Origin of the sequence: Maricaulis sp. (assembly GCF_017643475.1) — a bacterium.
Taxonomy (GTDB): domain Bacteria; phylum Pseudomonadota; class Alphaproteobacteria; order Caulobacterales; family Maricaulaceae; genus Maricaulis.
The window spans coordinates 684,796-711,207 of sequence record NZ_JAEPNI010000002.1; the positions used below are offsets into that span (position 1 = coordinate 684,796).

Consider the following 26,412-nt stretch of genomic DNA (forward strand, 5'->3'; position numbering starts at 1 on the left):
GGTCTCTCCCCTATTCCTCTGCCTCGCGGGCAATAATCGAGACACGCCAGCCATTCTCGGCCTGCAGATAGGTTTGCGCGGCGGCGGTCACTTCCTCGATCGTGACAGTTGCATAATCGCTTTCGAGCGAACGGATACGCTCAAGACGGTTCGGGTCACGCCAGGAACCTGACAGCCAGGACGTCCATGCGCCATTGCTCTGGAACGCGTCCTCGATCTGCTCCAACAGCGGACGACGAGCCCGCAACATCTCGTCCTCGCTGATATCGCCATTGGCCAGGGCGGCCGCCAGCTCATCCACGGCATCATAGGTCGCTGCGAGGTTTTCGGCGCTGACATCAACACCGACCCACAGATATCCATAACCGGGATAAACGTCGGAGGAGACATCCGAATTAAAGGCAGAATAGGTCAAGCCGTCCTGCTCGCGCAGGCGTTCGGTCAGCTTCAGGTCAAAAACGGCCCGCAGCAGGCTGATCGTGCGGTCGTGGCGCGTATCATTGCTGTCCGTCGTGGCCCAATAGGTATTGGCCATCACCTGGTCCGGTTGACCATTGTGGCGCAACACCAGCGGTTCTGCATTGGGTGCCGGGAAGCTGACCTGACGAGACTCGTCATAACGCGGCCAGCTGTCGGCACGGGCCGGCAAGGCTCCGAATGTCTGAGCCAGGGCGTCCATGGCTGCTGCTTCCGGCAGGTCGCCCACAATGGTGATATCTATGGGTGCAGTTGCCAGTGCCTCGCTCAGGAAAGCCTGGATCGCCGGCATGTCGATATCGGCCAGCTCCGCTTCCGTCGGATTGCCGTATCGCGTGTCACCGCTACGCAGGAGACGCGCGACGTCAGCCTGAAGAACACCCGTCGGCGAGGAGTAGAAGTTGCGCCGCACTTCCGGCGCCACGGCACGAAAACGCGCCAGCCCCTCCGGACGCCAGCCCGGATCCGTCATATAGGCCGCAAACAGCTGCAGCTGGGCCAGGAAATCACCCGGCGTGGTGCTCGAGGAAAAGATGAATGACTGGTCGCCGACGCCAAAATTGACCCCGAGATCACGACCGGCCAGAACGCGTCCCAGCTCGTCAAACGAATGGGCGCCAAGACCGGACTGGGTGAAGATCGCGCCTGCAACGACGTCAACAGCCGGAAGCGCGCGCGGCTCCAGCGATCCGGCACCGAAATCGATGCGGACATTGACCCGCTCATCCTCAAACTCAGAGTATTTGTAGGTCACCGACACGCCGTTCTCGAAACGTGCGCGTACAACACCAAGATCCTCGATCTCACTGCGCTCGGAAACCGAGCCGGCCGCACCGAAATCAGTGTAGGCGAATTCGGCTGTGCCAGTCTCCACCGGCGGCTCGACCGGAATTTCATTGCTCTGTTTCCAGGCATCACGGATACGGCGATCCGCGTCGGGCATTTCGGTCGAGCTGGCCATGAAGACGAGCGGCTCGACGCCGTCCCACTGGGCACTGAATGCCTCGTTCACGGCGTCCAGCGTAATGCCAGGCAGGCTCTCACGATAACGCTCCAGGCCTGATTGCGGTGTCGTGAACACCATCTCGTTTCGCCACATCGACCAGATGCTATCTGCCAGCGATGAACTGTCTCGCGTGGCGGACTGATCCGCGGCCGACTCCAGGCTTGTGATCTGGTTTGCGAGTTGCTCGTCCAGCTCGGCCTGGGTGAAACCGTGTTCCAGAGCGCGGCGCAATTCCTGCTCGACGAGGGCCAGTCCTTCTTCCCAGCGATCCGGAGCGGATACGGCGAGAACCGACGCTCGGTCTGCAATCTCATAGCTGGTTCCGTGCGAAACCTGCGCCTGCAGTAGCGGGGACACACCGGAACTGACGATAGTATCGAAACGGCGGCTGAGAATGGCATCACCCAAGCCTGCCAGGTTATTGTTGAAACGCTCCTCGCGCGTATCCGGCCGGTGCACATGCGGGCGGATCGCATCGATGGTCAGGATGGTGAAAACTTCCGGATCGTAAAAGTAGCCGACGGAGAAGGGACGACCGTCCTCGACTTCACCGATCTCCGGATCAGGACGCGGGTTTTCCGGTTGTTCCCAGTCAGAGAAACGCTCGCGGATGCGCGACTCGACATCCCCGACATCAATATCCCCGGTGACCACCAGCATGGCCCGTCCGGGAATGTAGAAATTCTCGTAATAATCCAGGAACTGCTCGCGCCCGGCCGTCTCGATCACTTCCGTCGTGCCAATAGCATCGCGATCAGCCACCAACGTGCCTGGGAAGCGGAAACGGTTCAGCGCATTGTTCCAGCGACGGATCGGCGTGTCGCGGAAACGTTCCTCGGAAAGGATGACACCGCGCTCACGATCGATGGCCTCGATGTCCATCGTCAGCTCGCTCGCGGTTTCCCGCATCAGGAAGAGCGCGGTTTCGAGCGTCTCGGCATCGGCTTCCGGCAGGTCGAGCTGGTACCCGACAGTTTCAAAGCCGGTGAAGGCATTGGTATCAGGGCCGAACTGGAGCCCGAAACGCTCCAGCAGTGGAACCATGTCGCCTTCTTCCACATTGGTGGAGCCGTTAAAGGCCATGTGCTCGATGAAGTGCGCCAGGCCGCGCTGGTCCTCGCTCTCGGCCAGCGAGCCGACATTGAAGACAAGACGAACAGCAGCGACATTCTCTGGCGTGGAGTTTTGCATGATCGCAAAACGCAAACCATTGTCGAGCTGTCCGTAACGCACGGCCGGATCGACCGGAAGGTCGCTGGTTTCATGCGCGAAAATGAACTCGGCAACCGGTTCGACAGGACCAGCTGCCGGCTGGCATGCCGCGAGCGCAACAGCGCTCAGCGAGGCCAGGAGGCCGGTTTGCATTGTACGGAGCATTAGACACCCTCTCCCGGGAAGTATTTCGTCACAACTAGGCGTCCCCCTGCCCGGTGTCGAATGAATTCGAGGCAAGACGCCTCAGGCTGCATTATCCTCGTCGACCGGGTCATGTTCGGCAACCCAGTGCCCCGGAGAGACTTCGATCAGCTGCGGGCGGTACTGCTCCACATCCGGATCGTCGACGATCTTGGACTTCATGAAACGCAATTGCGCACGCGTATCCATTGGCGATGGCAATTCACCATCCAGCTTCAGACGTTTACGCGACTTCTCGACCTCCGGGTCCGGCACAGGCACGGCGGAGATCAAAGCCTTGGTATAAGGGTGACGGGCGTCCGTATAGATCTGGTCGCGATCGGCCAGTTCCACGACACGGCCCAGATACAGAACCATCACACGGTGGGAAATCTCGCGCACGACAGACAGGTCGTGGGAGATAAAGATCATTGCCAGCCCCATCTCCTGCTGCAGCTTGATAAGAAGCTCGACGATCTGGGCCTGGATCGAAACATCCAGTGCCGAAACGGCCTCGTCACAGATAACCAGTTTCGGTTTCAGGATCATCGCACGGGCGATGCCGACACGCTGGTTCTGGCCACCGGAAAGCTCGTGCGGATAGCGGTTGATCATGTTCGGGTCGAGACCGACCTTTTCCATCATCTCGCGCACCTGTTTCTGGCGCTCCGAGCGTTTCATGTTCGGGCGGTGCGTCTGCAGCGGCTCGGCGATGGAGGCGCCGATCGTCATGCGCGGATCCAGCGAGGCCAGCGGGTCCTGGAAGACGATCTGCAGGCCCTGGCGGGCTTCACGCAGCTTCCTGGAGCCCATGTTCAGCAGATCCTTACCAAGCCAGCTCACTGTACCGGTGTGCGATGGTACGAGGCGCAGGACTGCGCGCGCCAGGGTGGACTTGCCACAACCAGACTCGCCCACAACGCCCAGCGTCTCGCCCTGTCTGAGGTCAAAGCTGATCCCGTCCACGGCACGCAGCGTCTTGTGTTCCGGGAAGAAACCGCCTGACACGCGGATCGGGAACTGGACACGCACATCCTCGGCCTCGAGCATCGGCTCGACATCATTGGCCGGCGGCGGGCCCAGCGGCGTGTGTCCCGGGCGGTCGGCCTGGTCAATGCGCGGCATCGCGTCCAGCAACATCTTGGTATAGTCGTCGGTCGGCGCCTTGAAGATCTGGTTGACGTCACCGCCTTCAACATAAACGCCGTTCTTCATGACCTGCACACGGTCGGCCATGCGCGCCACAACACCCATATCGTGGGTGATGAGCGCCAGGGCCGCCCCGGTTTCACGCTTCAGCTCGTCCATGATGTCCAGCACCTCGGCCTGGACCGTCACGTCCAGCGCTGTTGTCGGCTCATCGCAGATCAGGAGATCAGGTTCACAGAGCATGGCCATGGCGATCATCACACGCTGGCGCATGCCACCGGACAATTCGTGCGGATACTGGCGCAGACGGCGCTTGGCTTCGGGAATACGAACACGCTCCAGCCAGTTCAGCGCATGTTTCTCGGCCGCCTCGCCCTTGAGATTGAGATGGATGCCGAGGACTTCCTGCAACTGGCTGCCCACACGCATGTGAGGCGTCAGCGAGGTTAGCGGATCCTGGAAGATCATCGTCATCTTCTTGCCGCGCACCGCGTTGAGCTTGCCCGGGGGCAGGCCCAGGATTTCCTTGCCGCGATACTGGATCGATCCACTGGCCCTGCCGTTGGAGGCCAGAAGCCCCATCGCCGACAGGAAGGTCTGGCTCTTGCCGGAGCCGGACTCACCTACGACCGCAAGGCATTCACCGGAGTTGATTTCCAGCGACACGCCCCGCACGGCATCGACTGCACCGTCCGGTGTATCGAACGTCACATTGAGATCGCTGACCTTGAGAACAGGTCCTTCGCTCGAGGCCTCGGCACGGGATAACGTCACAACTCAACTCCGCAGTAATGAAGGTGGCGCGCAGTCTATCCGCGCAGGACCGTTTGGCCAGCACACATTTCATTGAGCAGCTGCACGCACATAAATGATGCAAGCGCCCCAGCGCCCTTCACTTTTGCTTATCGAGTTGCAAGATAGGGAGACTCGCAAATCTCCACTTCCGGACGATGCGAACAGAAAGGCTCGTATGTCGGCTGCCAATGCTGATCTGATGCGTGCGCTTTACCGCCACACGACGTCTGCTGTGATCGCGGCCAATCTCGACCGGGAGCTGACCGCCCTGAACGCCGCAGCAGAGCGCATGTTCGGCTATGCGGAAGCAGACATCCTCGGCAAGAAAAGCGAGGTGCTCTACGCTGATCCTCGCGATTATGGTCGCCTGGGACTTTCGCATTACGGCTCTAACGCTGATCGCCTGGAAAGCTCGAAACCCTATCTGGTGCGTTATCGCACGCGTAATGGCCGTATTTTTGATGGCGAGACCGTCGGCTGCCCCATCGAGGATGACAACGGCAATCGCATCGGCCTCCTGTGTATCATCACGGATGTCACCAGCCGCCTGGCCATGCAGGCCAAGCTCGAGGCCAGCGACATCCAGCTGCGTGCCGCCCTCGCTTCAGCCAATGAAGGCGCCTTTTCCCTCAACCTGGCCACCGGGCTGGGCTCGACCCGCGGCTTCATCAACGAGTTTCTGGGCATTGCATCAGCCGATGCCACGATCAGCCTGGACCGCTGGGCCCAGGTCATTCACGAAGATGATCGCGGCTCATTCCGAACGGCCATAGACAAGATCCGTTCCTCACCCGGCCTGCCGCTGGACCTGACCTATCGGGCAGCGCGGGCCGACGGTCAGGAACGCTGGCTTCACACACGCGGCAAGGTCAGCGAATACGCCTCGGACGGATCCGCTCACCGGATCACGGGCGTCATCTCCGATGTCACCGACCGGCAAAACCTGGAACTCGAACTGGCCCGGCGCGAAAAACAACTCGACAGTGCCATCAATGCCGGTTCATGCGGCGCCTGGGAGGTTGACGCCAGGACGCTACAGGTCACGCCGATCGGCGAGATCCGCGAAATGCTCGGCATCCCGGACGAACCCGAGACGATTGATGGCCGGATCTGGCTGCAGGCAACGCATGAAGACGAACGCCAGAATGTTGCCGACCAGCTGCGCGAACTCGCTGATGGTCGCACCGATCAGCTCGACGCAGTCTATCGCCTGCTGGACAGCCGAACAGATGAATGGCGCTGGATGCACTCCCGCGGCGGCCTCATCGACGCCCCTGGCAACCGTCGGCTGGCCTCCGGTGTCTTGATCGACATCACCTCCGAAATCGAGCTGAAACAGAAGCTGGCCGAGAGTGAGAGGCGCATCTCCCGGGCTGTGGATGCCGGCCTTCACGGCGTCTGGGAGATCGATTTCGGCCGCGATGAGCTGGAGATCACTGGCCGCATCAACTCTGTCTTCGGCCTGTCCAGAGCGACGAACACCCACCCGGTCGAGAAATGGTTGCGGAACGTCTCCGAACATGACCGGGACCGCGTGCGCAGGGAGATTGACGACGTTTCCATGCAAGGCGAGGACGCGCGCTATTTCTCGACTTTCCGAATGCTTACCGATGATGGCGAAATCGTCTGGGTAGATGTCAGCGGCGCCGTCTCCTCGGTCGACGAGAGCGGCCGCCCCACCCATGCCGTTGGCCTGGTTACCGATGTCACCGAGCGAAAATCCCTGGAGCACCAGGTCGAATCCTCACAACGCCTGCTGCGGAACGCCATGGATGCCGCCAATGAAGGTGCGTGGAGGCTGGATCTGAAAACCCAGGTCACCGAGGTGACCGGCGTTCTCAGCCGCATGATCGGGCTGGGCGACAGTGATGCGCTGACGACCTATCAGGAATGGGCCGAGGGTGTGCACCCGGAAGACCGCAGCACCGCGGACACAGCATCCCTCGCCTTCATGAAGGGCGAACGTGAAACCGTCGACTACATCGTCCGCTACAATTCGGCCGCCGATGGATGGGTCCGCCTGCACAATCGTGGCCGGGTAACCGAATGGGACGATCAGGGCCGGCCTACCATCGCTGTCGGTGCCATGACTGACATTACCGCCCAGTTCGAAACCTCTGAATTGCTGGCGGAACGGGAAAGCCAGGTCGAGGATGCCATCCAGACCGGCGCAATCAGCCTGTGGCGCTTTGACCGCAGCACCAACCAGATGTGGATGCGCGGCACATTCTCGCGGATGTTCTTCGACGACAATCCGGAGATCGTCATACCGATCGAAGATTGGATGGATCGCGTTCACCCGGATGATATTCCCCAGCTTGAGGCGTCCCGCGAACGACTGAACGAACCGGGAAATGACCTGGCAGCGCTGAGCTATCGCGTACACGCCGATGATGGCGAGTGGATGTGGGTCCGCACGTCCGGTCGCGTGGTGGAGCGATATCCAGATGGAAGTGCGAGGGTCACGAGTGGCGTGGTCGTTGATGTCGACGAGATCCACAAGGCACGCGACCTCGCCTCGACCGAACGTCTGCGTTTCGAACAGGTCTATCGCTCGACGCCGGCAATGATGCACACCATCAACGCCGATGGAGACATGATCCAGGTCTCTGACTACTGGCTCTCCTATTTCGGCTATGAGCGCGAGGAGGTCATCGGCAAGAAGTCCATCGATTTCCTGGATGATGAATCGCGGGAACGCGCTATCGAGCACATGCTGCCGGAGCTTTTCCGAACCGGTCACCAAGCCAACACACCCTACCGGTTCAAGCGCAAGGACGGCCGGACCGTAGATGTGTTGCTGTCCTCTTTCCTTGAGCGCGGAGACGATGGCACGCCGCTTCGCAGCTTCGCCGTGATGACCGACGTCACACCCTTGCGGACGGCCTATGAACAGTTGGAACGCTCCAACAAGGAACTCGACCGGTTTGCCACCGTCGCCTCCCACGACTTGCAGGAACCCCTGCGCAAGATCAGCGCCTTCGCCTCGCTCATCCGCCGTCGCTACACCGACCGACTGGACGAGGAAGGTGTGCGTTCCCTGGATTTCCTGGTCGACGCCGCTCAGCGCATGCAAACGCTGATTGATGACCTGTTGAGCTATTCCCGCATGGCCAGCCAGCCGCTGCGCCTGGAACGGATCGAGCTCAACGCGATCGTCAGCGAGGTGCGTGAACTGCTCGCTGGCGCCATCGAGGAGAATTCCGCAGAGCTGGACATAGAGGACTTGCCGGTGGTGCGCGGCGACCCGACCCTGATCAAACAGGCGCTCTACAATCTCGTCGGCAATGCCATCAAATACCGCCGTGAAGAGACGCCGAAAATCGAAATCCGGTTCGCCCGTTTCGAAGATCGGGTGCGGATTTCTGTCAAGGATAACGGCATCGGGCTAGACCCGAAGTTTACCGACAAGATTTTTGCCCCGTTCCAGCGCCTGCACACCCGCTCCGAATACAAGGGGACCGGCATCGGCCTCGCCATCGTCCGCCAGGCGATCCAGCGACATGGCGGCGAAGTCTGGGTCGAGTCAGAACCGGACAAAGGCTCCACCTTCTACATCGAAATTCCCCGCCCGATCGGCTTCCAGGGCGTTGATGAGGAATAGCGGTCCAAGGCACCGCTCCGGAACGCCATCAATGCCACCCCCGATCCCCGCCCTTTAAAAGGACGGAGACCATTGGACAGCAGTGATGGCGTCGGTGCGCGCAGCAAGGCGCGAGGAAGGTCCCGGAATGCCTATTCGAAGCGGAGCGCGTCGATCGGGTTCAGCCGGGACGCCCTCTGAGCTGGGTAGAGACCAAAGAAAACGCCCACAAACAGTGAAGCTCCGACAGCAACGCCAACAATCAGCGGACTGACGGCGATATCCAGCTGGCCGACATTCGCATAAACCGAGGTGCCGCCAATGCCAGCGACCAGGCCCAGACCACCTCCGATCAGGCAGAGCACGATGCTCTCGATCAGGAACTGATTGCGGATATCGCGGCGCTTGGCCCCGACTGCGAGACGCAGGCCGATCTCCCGTGTTCGTTCGGTCACTGAGACCAGCATGATATTCATGATGCCGATCCCCCCCACCAGAAGCACGATGCCGGCACCCACGGCCAGCAGAAGGCCGAGCTGGTTTTCGGTCTCGTTACGGGCACGGATGAACTCGGCGAGCGACGCAACTGTGAAGTCGTCCGCGGCACCGGGGGCAATGTCGCGCCGGATCCGAAGCAGGTCCTGGATATCGGCAATGACCCGATCGGTATCCTCACCCGCAGAAACGTCCGCATACATGGTTTGAACAGGATCGCGGGTTGGGCCCCGGACACCGGCACCCAGGCGACTGCGCGCTGTTTCCAGAGGCATGAAGATCACGTCATCCTGATCTTGTCCCCAGCTGGTCTCGCCCTTGGCCTCAACAGTGCCGATCACTTCAACGGGCTGACCACTGACACGCAGGGACTGTCCGATCGGACTGGCGCCATCGAAGAGCTCGTTGACCAGTGTTTGGCCAATAACCGCATAGCGGCGGCCGGATTCGTCCTCCGATGCCGAAAACGCACGCCCCTCGTCAATCACCCATCCCCGGGCGTCAAAATAGTCTGCGTTGACGCCGGTCACGCTGGTCGTCCAGTTCACACCACCGAAAACAGCGGTGACACTTGTTCGCACTTCACCGGAAACGCCGGACAGCCCGGCGATCTCATCGCGCACGGCCTGCACATCAAGGTCGGTCAGGGGCGAAGCCGAACCTGCCCCGCCACGTCGCCCACCAAAGATGCTGGAACCGGGTCGGATGATCAGGAGATTGGCGCCGAAACTGTCAATCTGCGCCTCAACAGCGCGTTTTGTTCCTTCACTGATCGACACAAGAACAATTACCGAAGCGACTCCGATAATTATGCCCAGCATGGCCAGGGCACTGCGCAGGAAGTTAACCCGCAACGCGATGAGCGCCACGCCGATGGATGAGAGCAGGTTCATGATCGATCCTCCACAACAAGTCCGTCACGGAAGACGAGCTGGCGTTTGGCATGGTCCGCGACATCCTGCTCGTGAGTGACCAGAATGATGGTGATACCGTCACGATTGAGCTGATCGAAAATTCCCATCACCTCTTCCGAAGTCCGACTGTCCAGCGCCCCGGTTGGTTCATCAGCCAGGATGATGGCGGGGTCATTGACCAGCGCCCGCGCGATCGCAACACGCTGCTGCTGACCACCGGACAATTGCTTGGGGTGGTGGTGGCTTCGATCCGCCAGCCCAACCTGATCGAGACGCGCCAGGGCGCGACGATTGCGCTCAGCTGCGGGCACGCCCGCATAGACCAGTGGCAAAGCGACATTTTCCACCGCCGGGGTGCGGGGAAGCAAGTTGAATTGCTGGAAGACAAAGCCAATCGAGCCTGAGCGAAAATCGGCAAGCTGGTCTGCATTCAATTCGGACAACGCATTGCCCGCGACCCGTAAATGCCCCGAGGTTGGCGTGTCCAGCGCGCCCAGCAAGTTCATGAAGGTCGACTTGCCGGAACCGGACGCCCCCATCACAGCAACATACTCACCTTGTTCGATCGAGATCGAGACCCCCGCCAAGGCATTGATCGTCGTGTCGCCCATCTCATACGTCTTGGTGAGATTGCGGCAGTCAATCAGCGTGCTCATTCGCGCACCTCGCGGGCGCGCACGATAACCGCCTCGCCCGGCTCCAGATTACCGCCCACGACTTCCGTCTGCTGGCTGTCATTGATACCCAGACGCACGCGGCGCTCTTCGAGGCGGCCTTCGGCGGTCTCGACCCAGATCGTGCCCGGACGGGTTTCCCGCGCCTGCCGCGCAAGCTCCCGGTACTGCGCCATTTGTTCAGGCGTGAAAATCGACTGCAGCTCGCGATCGATTTCCTGCTGAACCGCAGCCCGGTCAAATTCCCCACCCGATTGCGCTTGTGCCGCGGCACGGCCGAAAGCTGACCGGAACGCCTGTTGAGCGCGATCCTGCTGGTCCTGGCTCAAGCCGAGCTGCTCGGCCATCCGGGCCATCTGACCACCCGGACCGCCACGACCGCCACCCTGGCCGCCACGACGAGGGCCACCCGCACCGGCTTCCGGCAGCGGGTCGGAGCGATCTGCAAGCGCTGGAGATGGCCGAAAACGCAAGGCCGCGTTGGAAACAACCAGGACATCTTGGCGTTCACCGGTGACGATATCCATATTGGCCGTCATGCCTGGCAGAAGGCGCTGGCCCGGATTGGCGGCGGAGACCACCACAGTGTAGGTCACGACATTCTGCAAGGCCGTCGGCGCAAGGCGGATCTGCTCAACCTCGCCACTCATCTGTACACCTGGATAAGCGTCTACCGTGAAGCTGACGGACTGGCCCTCACGGATCTGACCGATATCGGCCTCGTCGATCTGGGCGTCGACCTGAACCTGGCTCAGATCCTGGGCGATGGTGAACAGCGTTGGTGCGGAAAGGCTCGCCGCGACGGTCTGCCCCTCATCCACAGCGCGGTCGACAACAATCCCGTTGATCGGCGCGCGAATGGTGGTGCGATCCAGATCGATCCGGGCGCCTGCCAGCGTGGCGTCACGCTGCTGCAGAACGGCCTCGGCGTTGGCGATCTGGGCTCGGGCCACGGACAGTTCCGCCTCGGCTGCGTCCAGTGAAGCCTGGGCATTGTCGAGGGCGGCCCGGGAAGCATTGCCGCGCTGGGCGAGGGTTTCGATGCGCTGGAAATCCAGACGCGAAGATCGTGTATTCGCCTGCACGCGTTGATAGCTCGCGCGCTGCAATTCCAGCGAGGCCGCCGCGGTGGCGCGCGACGCTTCTGCCTCACGCACGCGCGTCTCATAAGTTTGCGGATCGAGCTGGGCGATCACCTGGCCTTCCTCGACCGTGTCGTTGAAATCGACATGAAGTTCAGCCAGCTGACCGGAGAGCTGGGAGCCGACCTCGACAGTCACGAGCGCACGAACAGCGCCGGACGCCGCCACGGAACGGCGTACATTGCCGGTCTGCGAAGCTGTTGTTTCAATGCGAATTTCGCCAGCGCTTTCCCCACCACGGGTGAAGAACCAGCCACCAACAGCCAGCGCGGCCACAACCGCGATTCCGATAATCCACTTCATCTGTGTCACTCACATCCCCTAAGCCAGCCCCAAGATGAGCTCGAGTGTTGTACGACGGCCACCGGCAATCCTGTCGTTTTATTTGCAGTCAGGTTTCTCTGGCCGACAACCCGTCGCCACGGTACATAGGCGGGAAGAGGGGAAAGGCTATACCTGTGGAGTTCGAAGACCTGCTTTCCGCACCCGGCATGGGGGTGTTGATCGATCTTGCACCGATTTTCGGCGGAGGCATGTGGCTCTTGCTGACGCTGATCCTATGGCGTGGCGGTTTCAACGATCTGTGGGAACAGATGACCCGGCCTCGTTGGACGGGTGCCGACCGGGCCCGTGCCATGGCCATGATCCCTTTGAGGGCACTGATGTTGATCTTTGCTGCCGGGCTCGCATCACTGGCTACAACAGTCGGGCTGGGCTTCAACTTCGCAGTTCTCATCACGCTGTGGACGCAAATTTTCGGCTAGTCACGAACGTCGTGTCTTGTCGTATCGGTCCGAATTATGGTCATGATCCATTGCTCAAAGGATGGATATGACCCTTTCCCAGCTCGACATCATCCAGCTTCTGGCAGGTTATCACAGCTTGCTGCTCTGCCTGGCCCTGGCCATGCGCAGACGCCTGCGCGGGCTGATGGTGCTGGCAGGCACATTCGGCCTTCACATGCTGACCAATCTGGGTGTCAGCGAAGGGTTTCTCGGGCCCGAACTCGACATCACCAGCGCCTTCGGGCTGGTCTATGGCCCGGCCTTCTATTTCTTCGTGCTGGGCATTGTGGAACAGGACCGGCGCTTCGATCTGCGTGACCTGGTCCACCTGGTGCCAGCCCTGATCATCGCCGCCTGGCAGCCTGCACTGCCTGTTCCCTATGTTTTTGGCCTGCCCAGCCTGGCAATCTACATCGCCCTCGCCTGCCGCCTCCTGCTGCGCCATGGTCGACAAAGTCCGCAATTCCGCTCCGACAGCGCTGCGATCAGCCTTGGCTGGGTGCTGCAGGCGCTCATTGCCTTCGCCGCTCTCGCCGCGCTGGACATTCTGCGTGAAGTCGCACGCCTGGCCGATCTGGGTCTTTCCGATGATCTCGCACTCAGCCTCGTCATCACCTCGGTCACCACCTTGATGACCGCCATGTTCGTTCGGGCGCGGGCACATGACGATCTCAGCGGCGCCCTGCCCGTGCTCGACATCGAGCCCCGTGCGGAAGAGCCCGAGAGCACGGATTTCGGACCGGTTTTCCAGCGCATCAACACCCTCCTCGTCGGGGAGGAACTCTGGCGCGAACCCCGCCTCAGCCTCGCCGAGATCGCCAGCAAGCTACGCATCAGTCAGCGGGACGCTTCACGCGCCATAAACCTGCACGGCGGCCAGAGCTTCTCGCGTTACGTCAATCGCTTCCGGGTCGCGGAAGTCGACCGCCTGATGGCGGATCCGGACAATGATCGCCGAACAGTCATCGAGCTCGCCTACGAGGCGGGTTTCAACTCCAAGTCCGCCTTCAATCGCATCTATCGCGAGGAGACCGGACAGACCCCGACCCAAGCCTTCCAGGGCCATAAATCCGGCTAATCTGTCCTGAAACAGGTTTCGGGACGCCCTGAAACAGGATCCGGGACGACGCCATGGCAAGAACGCGCTTCAAACCGGGCAACGCTTCAACAACGGAGATTGCCCAATGCGTACCCTTCTTGCCGCCGCCCTCATTGCCACCTCTGCCTGCTCCACGGCGACGGCCAGCGATCTGACACTCGATAACAGCATCCGGTTCGACGCCAGCCTGGACGAATTGCGCCCGGTGTTCGACACGCGCTGCGCTTCCTGGGAGGCGGTCACGCTCGACCCGGCAGAGCTGCCAATCGCGCAGACCTCCCACGTCCAGGTCAATTGCCAGGGTTTCGAGCATGCAGGCGGTTCACGCCTCGCCGAGTTCGTTTTTGCCGATGACAGCATGGCCTTCGTCTGGGTTCTCATCGAACAGGACGAGCTGGACGGCTTTGCTGCCGACCTGCGCGGCATCTACGGCGAGCCGACCCATGACACCGCCATGTTCACCGCCTTTGCCGCCGACAATGCGGCCCTGCGCCGGGACATTCCGGAGTTCCTCTTCTATTCCGAAACCATCGCACCTATGTATCGCGGCTGGTTCGACCAGATGGCCGCGCAATAACCCCGGTGGAGTTCCCGCCCGGCTATTGACGTTCGCCAGCTGGTCCGCATCTTGGATCATATTGGCCGACAAGACCTGGGCGGGGGCTCCTCTCAATGACCGACTTCCTTCTGCTGGCATTTACATTTCTGATCGCCGGCGTCATCGCGGTGCCTATTGCCACCCGTCTGGGACTGGGTTCCGTCCTCGGTTATCTGATCGCGGGTATCGCGATATCGCCGCTTCTGGGCTTGCTGGGCGTCGATGTGGTCTCGATCCAGCACTTTGCCGAATTCGGCGTGGTCATGATGCTCTTCCTTGTCGGTCTGGAGCTGGAGCCGAAACTGCTGTGGGAGATGCGCGCCCGGCTGCTAGGCCTGGGCGGTCTGCAGGTCGCGGGCACAACCGCCGCCATCACCGGTATCGCCATGGCCTTCGGCCAACCCTGGCAATTTGCCCTGGCCATCGGTCTCATCCTTGCCCTCTCCTCGACCGCAATCGTCCTGCAGACCCTGAATGAAAAGGGACTGATGAAATCTGATGGCGGCCAGTCCGGCTTCTCCGTCCTCCTGTTCCAGGACATCGCCGTTATCCCGATGCTCGCCTTCATCCCGTTGCTGGCGGTGCCGGACCTGATGGCGCAGTTCGCCGCCGATGCCGCCCATGCCGCCACCGAGGTCGGCCATTATGGTGACGCGGGCCACGGCGATGATGCCCATCATGATGACGGGGATCACGGTTCCTCCCTCAGCCTGGTCGCGCACCTGCCCGGATGGCAAGCCGCGCTTGTCACGCTGGGCGCCGTGGCGTTCGTGGTGTTCGCCGGTGGCTTCCTGACCCGGCCGCTCTTCCGGTTCATCGCCCGCTCGCAAATGCGCGAACTGTTCACCGCCGCCGCCCTGATGATGGTGATCGGCATCGCGCTGCTGATGAGCCTGGTCGGGCTTTCACCGGCCCTGGGCACCTTCATCGCCGGTGTCGTCCTCGCCAACAGCGAATACCGCCACGAGCTGGAATCGGACATCGATCCCTTCCGCGGCCTCCTGCTGGGCCTGTTCTTTATGACCGTCGGTGCCAGCATCAATTTCGCCCTGCTCTCGGCAGAATGGCAGATGATCATCGGCGCCGTGCTTGGCCTGATCCTGCTCAAGGCGGCCGTACTCTATATCCTGGGCAAGATTTTCGGCCTGAAGGGCTCCAATCTCTGGCTGCTCACCCTCGGCCTAGCCCAGGCCGGCGAGTTCGGTTTTGTCCTGCTCTCCTTCACGGCCAGCGCGGACGTCCTTCCGGCGGCGATCACCGACCGCCTGTCCCTGGTCGTCGCCATCTCCATGTTGCTGACGCCGCTGCTCTTCATCATCCACGAGCGCCTGATCTCACCGAAATTCTCCGCTGACCAGGCTGCTGAAAGTGACGAGATCGACGAGGACAACAAGATCATCATCGCCGGCCATGGCCGCGTGGGCGGCCTCATCAGCCGCATGCTCAGCGCCGCCGGTTTCAACGCCACGGTTGTAGACTATTCCGCGGCCCAGCTGGACATGCTGCGCATGTTCGGGATCAAGGTTTATTATGGTGATGCGACCCGGCCGGACCTGTTGGCCGCGGCCGGAATCGCCGAGGCGAAACTCTTTGTCATCGCCATCGATGATCAGGACAAGATCACCAATCTCGTTCGCTATGTGAAACGGCATCATCCCAACGTCCACATCATGGCGCGCGCAAAAAATCGCCACCATGTCTACGAGCTCTACGAAGCGGGCTGCCGCGACATTATCCGCAGCTACTATGACAGTTCGATCCGCATGGGCCGATCAGCCTTTGAGGCACTGGGTATTGATCACGAACACGCAGTTGCGATGGCCCAGGCGTTTGATGAAAGCGATCGCGCCTCGATGATCACGCTGGCCGAATTCTACGACAGCTCCATCCCGGCCACCCAGAACGAGGCCTATATCAACGCGGTCAAGGAAATCTCCGGTCCCCGCGAAGAGGAGCTCCGCGCGAAGATGGATGCGATCCGTGCAGCCTGTGAAGGCGTGGACTGCGAAGACGGGGGAGAGGACAAAGAAACGTCAGGGTAGCCGACCAAGATGCTCCAGCATCTCCGTGACGAACGCCATCTCGTCGCCGTCGTTGGCGTTTCTGGTCGCGAAACGGAGGAGTTCAGCCTCAATCTCGCGCCATCGGCAGGCCTTATCCATAATCAGATTTTCCAGAACCAGACCGACCAACAGGTCGCCATCCCGGGAATAGTCCCGCGCGCATTGATGCAGGACATGACCGCAGAGTACGGAAAGGTTTTTCCAGGTAACCAATTCCGTCAGGGCTTCACCGATGCTCATGACCGGGAAAGTGTCGGCGGCTTTCACAGCCGCCGGTAGAGGGGTCAGGACCTCCCTGACCCGATCTTCGAGACGTATACCGGGTTCGACCGTCATGAACCGCGCGCCCGGGATGAAACCACGCTCGACTCCGGCCCAACCACCTCCGCTTCACTCCAGTCCTTCAGGGCTCCCAGGAAGTCCAGTGCGGTGCGCCCGTGCGCCGTGATGAAGTATTCCACCGCTACCGGAGAGGTCTCGAGAACGGTCCGCGAAACCAGGCCGTGAGCCTCGAGATGACGCAGGCGATCGGAGATCATTTTCTTGCTGGCCCCGCCGATCATCCGGCAAAGATCATTGAACCGCACGGGCTCGTCCTTGAGATGCCAGAGCACAGAGCCCGTCCACTTGCCGCCCAGAACCCGCATTCCGCGTTCGATGGCACAGGGTTCGGTGCACTCCGATACTGTGACCTTGCGCCCGTCACTGGCTGTTTCGACACGCCCGCCCATGAAACCCTCGCTGCAACAAAGTTAGTGGTTACAAAAAGTATACTAGTTGCATTTTGTTTCCACGTCGACCACCTGTTCCGCAAGACACGTTCCAGGACAGGAAACATCATGAGCAATATCCTGATTATCAATGCCCACGAGCCCTACCCGTTTGCCCCCGGGCGGCTGAATACCAGTTTTGTCGAGAAGGCAGAAAATAAACTGGCCGCACAAGGTCACACCATACGAGCAACCACAATTTCCCAGGGTTATGACGTCGACGAAGAGATCGAGAAACACCTCTGGGCGGACACAATCATCCTGCAATACCCGGTCAACTGGATGGGCCTGCCCTGGCGCGCCAAGCAATACCAGGACGAGGTTTATTCTGCAGGCATGGACGGACGCCTGTGCGCTGGCGATGGCCGCACGGCCGACGCACCCACGCGCAACTACGGCACGGGCGGCACCCTTGGCGGCAAGACCTATATGCTGTCGATGACATTCAATGCCCCGAAAGAAGCGTTTGATGACCCCGGCGAGTTCTTCTTCCAGGGCAAGTCCGTCGACGATCTGATGTACCCGATCCACCAGAATTTCCGCTTTTTCGACATGCGCCCGCTGGCCAGTTTTGCCGCACACGATGTCATGAAAAACCCGGACATCGAACGCGATTTCCAACGCTTCGACGCACACCTGGAACAGTTCTTCACTCCTGCGCGGGAGACGGACAATGACGCAGCCTGATCTTCACCTGTTCACAGCCTCCACGATGAATGGCTGGAAACCGGTCATCTTCCTCGAAGAAGCCGGCCTGGACTACAAGCTGACGGCGATTGATTTCGCCAGGAAGGAGCAGAAGGCGCCGGACTATCTCAAGATCAATCCCAATGGGCGTATACCGGCGCTCATCGATCGGTCCAATGATGATTTCGCGGTCTTCGAATCCGGTGCCATCCTGTGGTATCTGGCAGAGAAATACGGTCAATTCCTCGCGCAGGACCCGAAGGAAAGATCCGAGACGCTGCAATGGCTGATGTTCCAGATGGCCGGCGTCGGACCGATGATGGGCCAGGCCATGTTCTTCCAGCGCATCGCGGCGCCCAACGGGCATGAGGAGCCCTACTCAATCCAGCGCTATGTCGATGAAAGCCGTCGTTTGCTGGAAGTCCTCGACAATCGCCTGGAAGGCCGGGAGTTTTTGGTTGGCGATACCTATTCCATCGCCGATATCGCCACCTACCCCTGGGCGCGCGCCTGGCCGTGGGCACAGGTCGATATTGACGGGCTGGACCATCTCAAGGCCTGGTTGAAGCGCATAGACGACCGCCCGGCTGTGCAAAAAGCCCTGACCATTCCCAAACCGGTCCCGGCGTTCTGGGGCGACATCGACGACACTGAATTTGCGGCCGAGAATGCGGCTCGCTTCAGATCCTAGCCACCGCCTCCGCGCGGTCGGGTCATGGAGCGCGGAGGATTGCGCAAACGATCACGGTCGATCGGGATGGGGCGTCGCTCGAACAGCGGCGCGTCCTCCTCCGGCGGCAAACCCATGGCCAGGTCCATCGCGGTTCCGAAGGTTTCCGCCAGATTGTCCTGGGTCATGGCCGAGCATTCCCGATACCCTGCGCAGCCCGTGCGTATGGCCATTTCCTGGCCGATCTGGCGGCTGATCGGGTTCACATGCGGGCTGCTGGACGCGCGCAGGTCGGACTTCATACCCACCAGAAGGCGCGGGACATTGGGCGCATGGTGCTGGATTTCCGGGTACCAGCGCGTCTCGACATCGGCGAGGCTGGATTCGGATATGATCGAATAGGCCACGATGAAGACATCGGTCTAAGGATAGTTCAGCGGGCGAAGCCGGTCATAGTCCTCATCTCCCGCCGTATCCCAGGGCCCGAAATTTACCGGCCCGCCCTTGCGCATCACATTCGCCGAATAATTGTCGAACACCGTGGGAATATACTCCCCCGGAAAAGCGTTGGTCGTGTAGGAAATCGCCGCACAGGTCTTGCCAACAGCACCATCGCCCACAATCACGCACTTGATGTTCTGCATGCCGGCGCGGGCCGGCGCAGACAGGCTGACCGCAACCCCGGCTCCAAGGGCACCACTCAGGAACTCACGACGTTTCATACCCGCCTCCCCGATCATGTGTCGGGGAAGAGTAACATGTGTGGCCATTGAGCAGTAGCGAGATGCTTGGCGAAGTCCTTTCGCCTCCTTCGCTCCTCGCCCTTTATCCCCGTCATCCCTGCGACGGCAGGGACCCAGTTTACAAGGCTGGGTTCCGCTCCAGAAAACGCTTCCTCGAAAAGCACCTAACCCTTCGAACTGGGCCCTGATCGTCATCAGGGTGACGGTGTGTCGGTGCCTATCCTCTTCCTCGGGGAGGTGTCCCGAAGGGACGGAGGGGCCGGAGCGCGTAGCGCGGAGGTCTAGGGCTCACTGGCGTTCGCACCCCCTTCGACCTCGCCTTCGCCGATGGCTACGGCGAGCCCACTTCCCCGCGTGCGGGGAAGATATCCCTAGTGCTCAAACCTCAGGCATACTCTCCCGTGATCCATGTCGTGGGAGGCGAGAGCTCAGTCTTTTCGGGCGTGGATGTGCGGGACGCGGCTGCCGACCCTTCGGGGTCATAAGGGCATGGCAGACAGCAGACCCGTGTGCGGGAGGTCCCTAACCCCTGCTCAAGAATAAATCCCGGTTTCACCGGCCTTCCGCATGCCTCTCACTCCAGATCGCGAGATCGTGGAGATTTTGGTGCTTCCCCCTACGCCCCTTCGGGGCACCTCCCCCTGGAGGGGGAGGAAAAAGAGTGAGGCTCCCCCGACGCCAAAGGCGTCGCAAGCGCGACTGCGCGTCGGCGCCCATGCGCCGCCCCTTCGGAGGCGTGAGCGAAGCGAATTGCCGTGAGATCAAATAACCACGTCGCAAGCGCGACCGCGCGTCGGGCGGTCAGCCCGCCCCATCGGAGCCGCGAGCGCAGCGAGTTGGCGTGAGATAAAAGACTTACCCCGCCTGGCGCTTTTCCTTTTTGCGCTCGTGTTCCTTGAGGAAGATCTTGCGGATACGGATGCTCTCGGGTGTCACCTCGACCAGTTCATCATCGTCGATGAATTCCAGCGCGTATTCCAGCGTGACCTTGATCGGCGGGGTCAGGACGATGTTCTCGTCAGTGCCGGACGCACGCATATTGGTCAGCTTCTTGCCCTTGGTCGGGTTGACGATCATGTCTTCCTCGCGCGCATTCACGCCGATCAACATGCCTTCATAGATATCCACGCCATGGCCCAGGAAGAGCTTGCCGCGTTCTTGCAGGTTGAAGAGGGCAAAACCCAGAACCTTGCCGTCGACCATGGAGACCATGGCACCGTTATGGCGCTGTCCGATGACGCCGTCGGTTTTCGGCGCGTAGTGGTCGAAAGTGTGGAACATCAGGCCCGTGCCCGAGGTCAGGGTCAGGAATTCGGAGCGGAAACCGATCAAGCCGCGCGTCGGGATGACATAGTCGATGCGCACACGTCCGTGCCCGTCCGGAACCATGTTCTTCAGCTCGGCCTTGCGGGTGCCGAGTTTTTCCATGACGCCGCCCTGGTGTTCCTCTTCCATGTCGATGGTGAGGCTTTCATAGGGCTCGCAGATCTCGCCATCGATCTCTTTCAGGACCACGCGCGGGCGACCGACCGCCAGCTCGTATCCCTCGCGACGCATGGTCTCGATGAGGATGGACAGGTGCAACTCGCCGCGACCGGAAACCGTGAACTTGTCCGGATCGTCCTGCTGCTCGACCTTCAGCGCCACATTGTGGATCAGCTCGCGCTCGAGTCGGTCCTTGATATTGCGGCTGGTGACGTATTTGCCCTCGCGACCGGCAAACGGGCTGTCATTGACCTGGAAGGTCATGGACAGGGTCGGCTCGTCGACGGAGAGCGGCGGCAGGGCCTCGACATGCTCCGGATCACACACCGTGTCCGAGATCTTGAGATCCTCGATGCCGGTAAAGGTGATGATATCGCCAGCCTGGGCGCTGTCACGCTCGACCCGCTCCAGTCCGTGGAAACCGAAAACCTGCAGGACACGGCCCTTCACTTCGCGGCCATCCGGCTTGGCGACAACAACCGGCTGGTTCTTGGTGACCTTGCCACGGTGCACGCGGCCAATACCGATCACGCCGGTGAAGGAAGAATAGTCCAGAGCGGAGACCTGCAGCTGCAGCGGGCCGTCCAGATCCAGATCCGGCTTGGGCGTGTGTTTGGTGATCATCTCGAACAGCGGCTCCATGTCGGTGCCGATCTCGCCGGCCTCGTTCGCGGCCCAGCCCTGCAGGGCAGAGGCATAGACGACCGGAAAGTCGAGCTGTTCTTCATTGGCGCCGAGACGATCAAACAGATCAAAGGTCTGGTCCACGACCCAGTCCGGGCGTGCGGACGGGCGGTCAGCCTTGTTGATGACGACGATCGGCTTGAGACCACGAGCCAGGGCCTTCTTGGTGACGAAGGAGGTCTGCGGCATCGGGCCATCGACCGCATCGACCAGCAACAGAACGCCATCGACCATCGACAAGACGCGCTCGACCTCGCCGCCGAAATCGGCGTGTCCGGGCGTGTCCACGATATTGATCGACCAGTCACCCCAGGTCACCGCCGTGTTCTTGGCCAGGATGGTGATGCCGCGCTCTTTTTCCAGATCATTGGAGTCCATGACACGATCCGGCGTCGCCGCGCGCTCGTCGAGCGTGCCCGATTGTTTGAGCAGCTGGTCAACCAGCGTGGTCTTGCCGTGGTCGACGTGGGCTACGATGGCGATGTTACGGAGCTTATCGAGAGAAGCGCTCATGGACGTGTTCCTGCGTTAGAAGGCGCGCCCTCTTACGCCGCCACAGGTGCGCTGGCCAGTACTTATTCCGTCGTGCATGATTTATTGCGGATCCGGCAGCACGGCCTTGAGTTTGCGCAACATGGCCAGCAGGTTTGCGCGGTCCTCTGGACTCAGCTCGGCCTGGGCCTCAGCGGGCACGCTTTCCACGCGCGGCAACACGTCCTGGTACAGGCGCTCACCCTTGCGGGTCATGTAGAGATGGCTGACCCGGCCATCGGCCTGCGAGGCCTGTCGCTTGACCAGGCCAAGATCGAGCAGGGCCTTGGTGGCGCGGGAGACGATGCCCTTGTCCATCGGCGTCATCTGCACGACTTCCACTGCGGTACGCCCCGGCTTCTCTGCAATCGCTGCCAGCACCCGCCATTGTGACAGGTTGAGATCGGCATGCTCCTTCACGACAGCGGCGGTCGAGCGCGAGATGCGATCAGCAAGCACGACCATCTGATAGGGCCAGTAGTCTTCCAGCGAAAGAATGGCGGGCGGAGTGATTTGCGTGTCAGTCATGAAATCAATTTAGTTGTTTTTACAACTTGACGCAATAACAACAAAAAATATATGTTAGGTTCCAATGAGGGCTAGAGCGCCCGGGATCCATACAAGATAAATGAGGTTTGGCATGGCCGATCTGTTCGAAAACCCGATTGGGCTTTGTGGTTTTGAATTCGTTGAATTCGCTGCTGAAGAGCGTGGCATCATCGAGCCGATCTTCGAAGCCATGGGCTTCACCCACATCGCCAATCACCGCTCCAAGGATGTTGAGCTGTGGCGCCAGGGCGATATCAACTTCATCATCAATTACGAGCCGGAAACCCAGGCCGCCTTCTTCGCCAAGGAACACGGACCGTCGGCCTGTGGCATGGCGTTCCGCGTGAAGAACGCAGCTGAAGCCTATGAAGAATGCCTTGATCGTGGTGCCGAGCCGGTCCTGACCGAAGCAGGCATTTCCGAATTGGTCATCCCGGCCATCAAGGGTATCGGTGGTGCGTCCATCTACCTGGTCGACCGTTTCGGTCCGGAAAACTCCATCTACGACATCGATTTCGAATACCTCGAAGGTGTCGACCGCAATCCCAAGGGCTGTGGTTTCAATGTCATCGATCATCTGACGCACAACGTCTACAAGGGTCGCATGGACTATTGGGCGGAGTATTACGAGAACCTCTTCAACTTCCGTGAGATCCGCTATTTTGACATCAAGGGTGAGTACACCGCCCTCCTGTCCCGCGCGATGACCGCTCCGGACGGGCTGATCCGTATTCCGCTGAACGAGGAAAAGTCGGAAAAAGTCGGCCAGATCGAGGAGTATCTTCGCGAGTACAAGGGTGAAGGCATCCAGCACATCGCCTTCTCCTGTGACAACCTGATTGAATGCTGGGACCGCCTGGAAAAGGCCGGCACCAAATTCATGACTGCGCCGCCGGAAACCTATTACGACATGCTGGAAGAGCGCCTGCCGGGCCATGGCGAGCCGACCGAGGAATTCCGCAAGCGCGGCATCCTGCTCGATGGCACCACCGAAGGCGGCAGCCCGCGCCTCCTGCTGCAGATCTTCTCTGAGAAGGCCATCGGCCCGATCTTCTTCGAGTTCATCCAGCGCAAGGAAGACGAAGGTTTCGGCGAAGGCAATTTCAAGGCCCTGTTCGAAAGCATCGAGCGCGACCAGATCAATCGCGGCATACTGAACACCGAAAACGCTTAAGGGAGAGGTCGATGACCGTCGAGCTGAAGCGCATTCACCACGTCGCCTATCGCTGCAAGGACGCGAAGGAAACCGTCGAGTTCTACAAGCGGGTGATGAACATGGATCTGGTCCTGGCGATTGCCGAGGACGAGGTGCCGTCCACGAAGGCTCCGGATCCCTACATGCACATCTTCCTGGATGCCGGCATGGGCAATGTCCTGGCCTTTTTCGAACTGCCCAACTCGCCGGAGATGGGCCGCGACGAACAAACGCCGCAGTGGGTCCAGCACATCGCCTTCGAGGTCGAGAACCTGGACAAGCTCAACGAAGCCAAGACGCATGTAGAGGCGGAAGGCCTGGACGTGCTCGGTCCGGTCAATCACGGCGTCTTCAAGTCGATCTACTTCTTCGACCCGAACGGTCACCGCCTGGAACTGGCCGCCAATACCGGCACGCCGGACCAGATGAAGCAGCTCAACGAGGTTGCGCCGCTGATGATTGAAGAATGGAGCCAGACTAAGCGCGCCCCACGGCACGCCGCCTGGCTGCACGAACAGGATTGATCCCCCTCTCCTGTTGGTGTCCTCCCCACCATGAAACGCCCCGGTCCACACCCGGGGCGTTTTTCTTTGGCGATTGAACCGTCAGGCCTCGAGACCCCTGCGCCCCCTTTCCCTGTCGCCTTGTCGTTGAAGTTGCCTATCATGCCACTCAACCAACAGGGGATATTCGGGGGCGCACATGATCCTCACCAACATCACCAAGGCCCTGCGCGAACAGAACTGGCTCGCGGTCGGCATCGAGTTTGTCATCGTCATCCTGGGTGTCGTGGTCGGTTTCCAGGTCACCGCCTGGAACGCCGCGCGCCAGGACCGGGCTTTGGAGCAGGCCTATCTCGAGCGGCTTGCCAGTGAATTCGAAGCCATCCAGGTCGAGTTGAGCGATCAGCATGGCGATCTCGATGATGCCCGCGAACACTCCTTGCGCTTCATTGACGCCGTCGACCGACAGGACACGGAGACAATGCAGGCCAATGCCTCTGCCTTGATCGTGATTACCCGGGTCTCTGAAGTCCAGATCCAGTCTGCCGCCCTTGTTGAACTGATTTCCAGCGGCCGGCTGGGCCTGGTTCGCAATGAAGAACTGCGCGCGGCTCTCGCTCGAATTCCGCTGCTGGAGGCTGATGCTCATGGCGTCTTTGATCAACTCAAGGCCCAGCAGGTCGATCTGGTATCCGAGCTGCGCCCCTATGTCCGTGTCGAAACTGAAGGATACAGTCTCTCTGATGTCATTCTTCTTAATCGCGCGATGACGGACAGTGAAGCGCTGGCAAACACGCTGTCCTATTCGGTCTATGTGAGCAATGCGGCCAGGCTGTACATTGCGGTCTTGCAGTCGAATGTGCGCGAAGTTCAGGATCTGATTGATGCAGAACTCAATCCCGTAGCTGGTGGAGAGACCCCATGATCCTCAAACGTCTGACGACTGCCGTCCGCGAACAGAACTGGACTGCGGTCATCATCGAGTTCGTGATCGTACTCTCCGGTGTGGTGATCGGTTTTCAGATCACGGCCTGGAATGAAACGCGCCAGGACGCCGACCGGGAAGCCCTGATCATTGCCCGGCTTCATGCCGATTTCATTGCGATCGAGAGCGATGTCGCGACCGTGATCGCTGACCTGAACCGCCGGTCCGAGGCGGCGGGCGGTTTTCTGACCCTCATCCGCGATGACGCGGTAGACGCGAACAGCGAAGCATTCCAGCTCGGCCTGGCCAATACAATCGGCACGCCGGTGCCCGCAGGCCGCTCGGCCACCTATGTCGATCTTCTCGAGAGCGGTGACATGCGCCTGATCCGGTCCGAGGAGCTTCGCCGCGCCCTGATCGAATTCGACGAACAGGTGCGCCGCCACGAGATGGCCTATGAAACCCTGGCCACTCTGGTGATCGACAATACCGGCGTGCTCCTGGACTACCAGTCGCTGTTGCGTGCCGTCGGATCGGAGCCAGGCATCTATGCCGAGGCGATCGAGGCCACACGGCGCTCACCGGAACTGATCACCAGCGCCCAGATGATGCAGAATGTCAGTCAGGTGAACCTCGCCTGGCACCGGGGACGCCAGACAACGACCCAGGCGGTCCTGGCTGCGCTGCAGGGAGAGCTCGACTAGACCAGCCGCGCCTGCGGCCCGTCGCCGGGCTCGATCAGCCACTCGCCCTCGGTGCGCACATTGCCGACCGACTTGTTGGCCTCGTGCATCTGCATACTGCCATCGGGCAGGCCCTTGAGCATGGGTTCGATCTCGTCATTGGCGGCGTCAGGGCTCATCCACAGATCATACTGGTCCGGACGCAGGATGACCGGCATGCGCGTATGGATGTCCGACATTTCCGTGTTGGGTGCCGTGGTCAGGATGGTGAAGCTCTGCAGCGTTTCACCCTCGATCTCAGCCTCGTCCCACAGACCCGCGAAACCGAACCAGTCCTGGTCCTTCACCGTGATCCACCAGGGCTGTTTCGCGCCCTTCTTGCCTGTCCATTCGTAAAAGCCGATGGCCGGCACAATGCATCGACGCTTTTTGAAAGGCTCCCGGAAACTCGCCGTTGTCGCCGCGGTTTCCGACTTGGCATTGAAGGTCGAGAACTTCATCTCGCCCAGGGGTTTCTGCCAGAAAAACGGCACCAGCCCCCAGCGCGCCATGACGGCCTCGGTATGATCCTCGGCATAACGGATGATCGGCGCAGACTGGGTCGGGGCCACATTCCAGCGCGGCTGCATGTTCAAAGCCGCCTGCTGGAGCTTGAACATCTCCTGCAGGATCCACCATTCCAGCTTGCCAAGCGCATAACGACCACACATGGGGGCAGGTTAGCGGGTTTTCGGGGGTAGGGGGATTGTTGAGTTCAGGGTGGGGCTGGAGGAAGCGTGTTCGGCTTTTGGGGCCATGCCCGGACATGGAAA

Annotated in this window: 21 protein-coding genes and 1 pseudogene; 11 read left to right on the forward strand and 11 right to left on the reverse strand. The window is 60.6% G+C overall.

Annotated features, from left to right (window positions below):
- Positions 1–10: 10 nt before the first annotated feature.
- Both JJ889_RS10690 and JJ889_RS10695 read right to left on the reverse strand, forming a co-directional pair.
- Positions 11–2,860, reverse strand: a complete 2,850-nt coding sequence (locus JJ889_RS10690; RefSeq protein WP_291894907.1) for a pitrilysin family protein — start codon at positions 2,858–2,860, stop codon at positions 11–13.
- Positions 2,861–2,941: 81 nt separating this feature from the next.
- Complete coding sequence (locus tag JJ889_RS10695) at positions 2,942–4,801, reverse strand: dipeptide ABC transporter ATP-binding protein (RefSeq protein WP_291894910.1); 1,860 nt, start codon at positions 4,799–4,801, stop codon at positions 2,942–2,944.
- Between the two features lie 196 nt (positions 4,802–4,997).
- Here JJ889_RS10695 and JJ889_RS10700 point away from each other — a divergent pair, with 196 nt between their 5' ends.
- Positions 4,998–8,426, forward strand: a complete 3,429-nt coding sequence (locus tag JJ889_RS10700) for a PAS domain-containing protein (protein WP_291894912.1) — start codon at positions 4,998–5,000, stop codon at positions 8,424–8,426.
- A gap of 131 nt (positions 8,427–8,557) precedes the next feature.
- On the opposite strand, the gene JJ889_RS10705 is transcribed toward JJ889_RS10700, so the two are convergent.
- The 3 genes from JJ889_RS10705 to JJ889_RS10715 are packed head-to-tail and all read right to left on the reverse strand — an operon-like array spanning position 8,558 to position 11,933.
- Positions 8,558–9,793: an ABC transporter permease gene (locus JJ889_RS10705; protein WP_291894914.1), complete on the reverse strand. Its 1,236-nt coding sequence runs from the start codon at positions 9,791–9,793 to the stop codon at positions 8,558–8,560.
- A complete protein-coding gene (locus JJ889_RS10710; RefSeq protein WP_291894915.1) occupies positions 9,790–10,470 on the reverse strand; it encodes an ABC transporter ATP-binding protein in 681 nt (226 codons plus the stop codon). Before JJ889_RS10710 ends, JJ889_RS10705 begins: the two co-directional genes overlap by 4 nt.
- Positions 10,467–11,933, reverse strand: a complete 1,467-nt coding sequence (locus tag JJ889_RS10715) for an efflux RND transporter periplasmic adaptor subunit (protein WP_291895195.1) — start codon at positions 11,931–11,933, stop codon at positions 10,467–10,469. Before JJ889_RS10715 ends, JJ889_RS10710 begins: the two co-directional genes overlap by 4 nt.
- Before the next feature lie 155 nt (positions 11,934–12,088).
- Between JJ889_RS10715 and JJ889_RS10720 the strand changes: the two genes are divergently transcribed.
- From JJ889_RS10720 to JJ889_RS10735, 4 genes are all read left to right on the forward strand, one after another.
- Positions 12,089–12,394 carry a hypothetical protein gene (locus JJ889_RS10720; protein ID WP_291894917.1) on the forward strand — a complete coding sequence of 102 codons (306 nt, stop codon included), beginning with the start codon at positions 12,089–12,091 and terminating at the stop codon, positions 12,392–12,394.
- Between the two features lie 67 nt (positions 12,395–12,461).
- Positions 12,462–13,493 (forward strand): helix-turn-helix transcriptional regulator, encoded by a 1,032-nt coding sequence (locus JJ889_RS10725; protein ID WP_291894918.1) that lies wholly within the window; start codon positions 12,462–12,464, stop codon positions 13,491–13,493.
- A gap of 106 nt (positions 13,494–13,599) precedes the next feature.
- Positions 13,600–14,091 carry a hypothetical protein gene (locus JJ889_RS10730; protein ID WP_291894920.1) on the forward strand — a complete coding sequence of 164 codons (492 nt, stop codon included), beginning with the start codon at positions 13,600–13,602 and terminating at the stop codon, positions 14,089–14,091.
- Positions 14,092–14,186: 95 nt separating this feature from the next.
- Positions 14,187–16,154 carry a cation:proton antiporter gene (locus JJ889_RS10735; protein WP_291894922.1) on the forward strand — a complete coding sequence of 656 codons (1,968 nt, stop codon included), beginning with the start codon at positions 14,187–14,189 and terminating at the stop codon, positions 16,152–16,154.
- Here JJ889_RS10735 and JJ889_RS10740 read toward each other — a convergent pair.
- Both JJ889_RS10740 and JJ889_RS10745 read right to left on the reverse strand, forming a co-directional pair.
- The gene (locus JJ889_RS10740; protein ID WP_291894923.1) at positions 16,146–16,511 is read right to left on the reverse strand and encodes a hypothetical protein; all 366 of its coding nucleotides are present in this window, start codon (positions 16,509–16,511) and stop codon (positions 16,146–16,148) included. The two genes, JJ889_RS10735 and JJ889_RS10740, sit on opposite strands and share 9 nt — an antisense overlap.
- A complete protein-coding gene (locus tag JJ889_RS10745) occupies positions 16,508–16,906 on the reverse strand; it encodes a helix-turn-helix domain-containing protein (RefSeq protein ID WP_291894925.1) in 399 nt (132 codons plus the stop codon). The genes JJ889_RS10740 and JJ889_RS10745 overlap by 4 nt, the downstream gene beginning before the upstream one ends.
- 108 nt (positions 16,907–17,014) lie before the next feature.
- Between JJ889_RS10745 and JJ889_RS10750 the strand changes: the two genes are divergently transcribed.
- A complete protein-coding gene (locus tag JJ889_RS10750; RefSeq protein ID WP_291894926.1) occupies positions 17,015–17,632 on the forward strand; it encodes an NAD(P)H-dependent oxidoreductase in 618 nt (205 codons plus the stop codon).
- Positions 17,619–18,323, forward strand: coding sequence for a glutathione binding-like protein (locus tag JJ889_RS10755; RefSeq protein WP_291894928.1), 705 nt, complete (start codon positions 17,619–17,621; stop codon positions 18,321–18,323). The genes JJ889_RS10750 and JJ889_RS10755 overlap by 14 nt, the downstream gene beginning before the upstream one ends.
- Here JJ889_RS10755 and JJ889_RS10760 read toward each other — a convergent pair.
- From JJ889_RS10760 to JJ889_RS10770, 3 genes and pseudogenes are all read right to left on the reverse strand, one after another.
- A pseudogene (locus JJ889_RS10760) lies at positions 18,320–19,240 on the reverse strand (Rho family protein). The gene JJ889_RS10755 and the pseudogene JJ889_RS10760 overlap by 4 nt on opposite strands.
- 660 nt (positions 19,241–19,900) lie before the next feature.
- Entirely contained in the window at positions 19,901–21,727 is a 1,827-nt protein-coding gene (typA, locus tag JJ889_RS10765) for a translational GTPase TypA (RefSeq protein WP_291894930.1), read from the reverse strand.
- An 81-nt stretch (positions 21,728–21,808) separates the two neighbouring features.
- Complete coding sequence (locus JJ889_RS10770; protein WP_291894932.1) at positions 21,809–22,273, reverse strand: MarR family winged helix-turn-helix transcriptional regulator; 465 nt, start codon at positions 22,271–22,273, stop codon at positions 21,809–21,811.
- Positions 22,274–22,385: 112 nt separating this feature from the next.
- On the opposite strand from JJ889_RS10770, the gene hppD reads away from it, so the two are divergent.
- From hppD to JJ889_RS10790, 4 genes are all read left to right on the forward strand, one after another.
- Positions 22,386–23,468, forward strand: coding sequence for a 4-hydroxyphenylpyruvate dioxygenase (gene hppD, locus JJ889_RS10775; protein ID WP_291894934.1), 1,083 nt, complete (start codon positions 22,386–22,388; stop codon positions 23,466–23,468).
- 11 nt (positions 23,469–23,479) lie between these two features.
- On the forward strand, positions 23,480–24,013 hold the full coding sequence (locus tag JJ889_RS10780; protein WP_291894936.1) for a VOC family protein: 534 nt from the start codon (positions 23,480–23,482) through the stop codon (positions 24,011–24,013).
- Positions 24,014–24,191: 178 nt separating this feature from the next.
- Positions 24,192–24,917 carry a hypothetical protein gene (locus tag JJ889_RS10785; RefSeq protein WP_291894937.1) on the forward strand — a complete coding sequence of 242 codons (726 nt, stop codon included), beginning with the start codon at positions 24,192–24,194 and terminating at the stop codon, positions 24,915–24,917.
- Entirely contained in the window at positions 24,914–25,621 is a 708-nt protein-coding gene (locus tag JJ889_RS10790) for a hypothetical protein (protein WP_291894938.1), read from the forward strand. Before JJ889_RS10785 ends, JJ889_RS10790 begins: the two co-directional genes overlap by 4 nt.
- Here the strand turns inward: JJ889_RS10790 and JJ889_RS10795 are convergent.
- Positions 25,618–26,310: an SOS response-associated peptidase gene (locus tag JJ889_RS10795; protein WP_291894939.1), complete on the reverse strand. Its 693-nt coding sequence runs from the start codon at positions 26,308–26,310 to the stop codon at positions 25,618–25,620. The genes JJ889_RS10790 and JJ889_RS10795 overlap by 4 nt on opposite strands.
- Positions 26,311–26,412 lie beyond the last annotated feature (102 nt).